Below are 2695 nucleotides of genomic sequence, written 5' to 3'. Positions count from 1 at the left end.
GGGCGGGCAGTTGGGGTCAAGCTCGCATGGATTGGGCTCGAGCGCGAAGTTGATGCCGAAAGACAGGTCATTGAAGTTCGCGATCGCCTCCACGAGCCCTTGGCGAATCTTCACGGGAGTGGACGACGATGGCCTGATCTTGATGATCTGGATCTGGGTGGATACGACATTGTTGGTTCGATACTGCTCCTGGCGGGTGTTGCCTGTCTCGAGCATCTCTCGCGACGCATCAAGGCTCACCGCCGCGTCGCCACCCACGTAGACGGCTCCATCGACGACCCGGGTGTCGCTGGCCGGAAACCCAGCCTTCGAGAGGTTCTCAAGGATCTCCCGCGTACCCTCCGCGTCTCTCGAAGCGCCGCCGCAGCCCAACACCCAGGCACAGCAGAGCAATGCGATTGCCGTTCTGGTCATCCGCGACTCCATGCAAGTGTTTGAGGTCTGGAACGTGAAGGTTCCGTCCGGGGTGGGTTTCCCCATGTGGAGCCTAAGGCAGACTTCACTGGAGGTAAAGGCAGTCAGGACTCTGGATCGGCCCATGGGTGGTCAATGATTGACAGGGTTGGAATAATCCACCCGTGGGCCGCGGCATCACTCAGGCCTTCACCGCCTCGAGGATGGTGGTCCCGCTCTGGATGGGGATGAGGCGATGGACCTGCCAGCCGGTCGCGGAGAGCAGTGCCTGGAACTCGTTGTAGGTGCGTTCGCGCCCGTTGGCGACCACCAGCATGTTGAGGTCCATCAGGTGGGTGATGTCGGGGGTCCGGTTGTCCGGAATCACCATCTCCACCACGAAGAGCCGGGCTCCGGCGGGGGCCGACTCATGGAGCCGGCGCAGGAGGGTGGTGCAGGCATCATCCTCCCAGTCGTGGAGGATGTGCTTGAGCAGGTAGGCGTTGGCGGGGGGGATGCCGGGCTCGAAGAAGTTCCCGACCACCACGTCCACCCGGCTGGCGATGCCCCGGGACTCCAGGACGGGCTTCGCGCTTTCGGCGACCTGGGGCAGTTCGAAGAGGATGCCCCGGCAGGAGGGATGGGCGCGCAGCACCTGCGCCAGCAGATCGCCGTGGCTTCCTCCAATGTCCGCCACGCGGGCAAAGGGGGAGAAGTCGACGTGCCGGGCCACCTCGCTGGACACCATCTCGGACCAGTCCCCCATGGAGCGGGCGAAGTGCTCCGCCTCCTCGGGGTTCCGGGCGAAGTGCTCCCAGATGTCGCAGCCCAGCGCGGCCTGGATGGGAGAGCTCCCGGTGCGAATCGCCTCGGGGAGGCGCCCCCAGGGCAGCCAATGCGACGGGCTGCTCTGGATGATGGCCAGCTCCCTCAGGGATCCAGGGACGTTCGAGCACAGCCCCTCGCCCATCGGTGTCAGGGCGAAGGTCCGCTCGGAGAAGGCCACGAAGAGGCCAGCGGCGAGGCCGGCGCGCATCAGTCGGAACAGGGCGTCTGGGTGGACGCCCAGCTCGGTCGCCAGCGAATCACTGTCGCGGGCCCCTCCCTCGAGCCGGTCCGCGATCCCCAGGCGGGCCACGGTGCCAACGACCTGGGTGCGCCAGTAGCTCGTGATTGCAGCGTGGAGCTGCTGAGTGGGGGATGGACTCTCGCCAGGCGTGTTTTCCATGGAGCGAGTCTACCTCCGTGATCCCCGGAGTAGACTCTTTCCGTGGAAGTCGGAGGTCACGAAAGGCCGTGCGGAATGTCGGCGCAATACGATGACATTGGCGTGAAGGTGGCGGACTGGGATGTCCTGCCTGTGCGTTCGGAGTACATCGAAGGCCACACCTTCTTCAAAGCGCTCGGCTCCGTGAAGGGGCAGTCCGTCCTGGACCTGGCCTGTGGTGACGGGCTGTACACGCGGCAGTTCCAGGCGCGGGGAGCTCAGCGGGTGGCCGGCGTGGACATCTCGGAGGAGATGATTCGCGCAGCCCGGCAGCACGAATCAGCCCAGCCCCTGGGAATCGAGTACCACGTGTCGGACGTGGCCGACATGGCGCCGCTGGGTGTCTTTGATTGCGTGACGGCCGTCTATCTCCTGCACTACGCGAACTCGCCCGAACACCTGCTGCGCATGTGCCGGAACATCCACGCCCACCTGAAGCCCGGGGGCCGCTTCGTCACCTACACCTTCAACCCCGGGTTCAGCGCGAAGGGGCCGAACAGCACGCGCTATGGCATCACGATGTTGGACTTCCCGGAGTCACCCCGGGAAGGGCAGGGCATCTCCGCGCAGCTGCACACGAAGACGCCCTTCACCATCCACTTCTCCCACTGGAGCCGGGACGCCTACGAAAGCGCGCTGCGCGAGGCGGGCTTCCAACACCTCACCTGGATGCGCCCGGAATGCTCCCCCGAGGGCATTGCCCGGTACGGCCAGGAGTTCTGGCAGGACTATCTCGACAACCCGCACGCGGTCGCGCTGCGCTGCGAGCGGTGAACTCTCTTGGCCCGTGTGGCGCTGGGGTCCTCCGCCCCAGGGATTCCTGAGACACCTTTCTGGGGGATAGCCTCCCCCTCGTGAGGTGGATGTGAAGAAGCAGAAGCAGGACAGGACGGCAGAGCGCGGTCGGCTCTCGGCGAAGCGGAAGAAGGAGGCCGTGCTCCGTCTGCTCAAGGGCGAGGAGCTCGACGCCCTCTCCCGAGAGTTGGGCGTCACGGCAGCGGTGCTGAGCGAGTGGCGGGAGAAGTTCCTGGCTGG

Annotated in this window: 3 protein-coding genes; 1 reads left to right on the top strand and 2 read right to left on the bottom strand. The window is 65.5% G+C overall.

Annotated elements, in window-relative coordinates; genetic code table 11:
* Together D7V77_RS41425 and D7V77_RS41420 are read right to left on the bottom strand one after the other, a co-directional pair.
* Nucleotides 1–414: M57 family metalloprotease (locus D7V77_RS41425; protein ID WP_233597553.1), on the bottom strand; the 414-nt coding region annotated here is incomplete at its 3' end.
* Nucleotides 415–595: 181 nt separating this feature from the next.
* A complete protein-coding gene (locus D7V77_RS41420) occupies nt 596–1621 on the bottom strand; it encodes a methyltransferase (protein WP_120581659.1) in 1026 nt (341 codons plus the stop codon).
* 75 nt (nt 1622–1696) lie between these two features.
* Between D7V77_RS41420 and D7V77_RS41415 the strand changes: the two genes are divergently transcribed.
* Nucleotides 1697–2434, top strand: coding sequence for a class I SAM-dependent methyltransferase (locus tag D7V77_RS41415; RefSeq protein ID WP_120581658.1), 738 nt, complete (start codon nt 1697–1699; stop codon nt 2432–2434).
* Nucleotides 2435–2695: the final 261 nt, after the last annotated feature.

The sequence above is a fragment of the Corallococcus sp. CA041A genome (assembly GCF_003612075.1).
Lineage (GTDB): Bacteria > Myxococcota > Myxococcia > Myxococcales > Myxococcaceae > Corallococcus > Corallococcus exiguus.
Note: the sequence above shows the minus strand (reverse complement) of the source record. Positions and strands in the feature narration are given on the sequence as shown.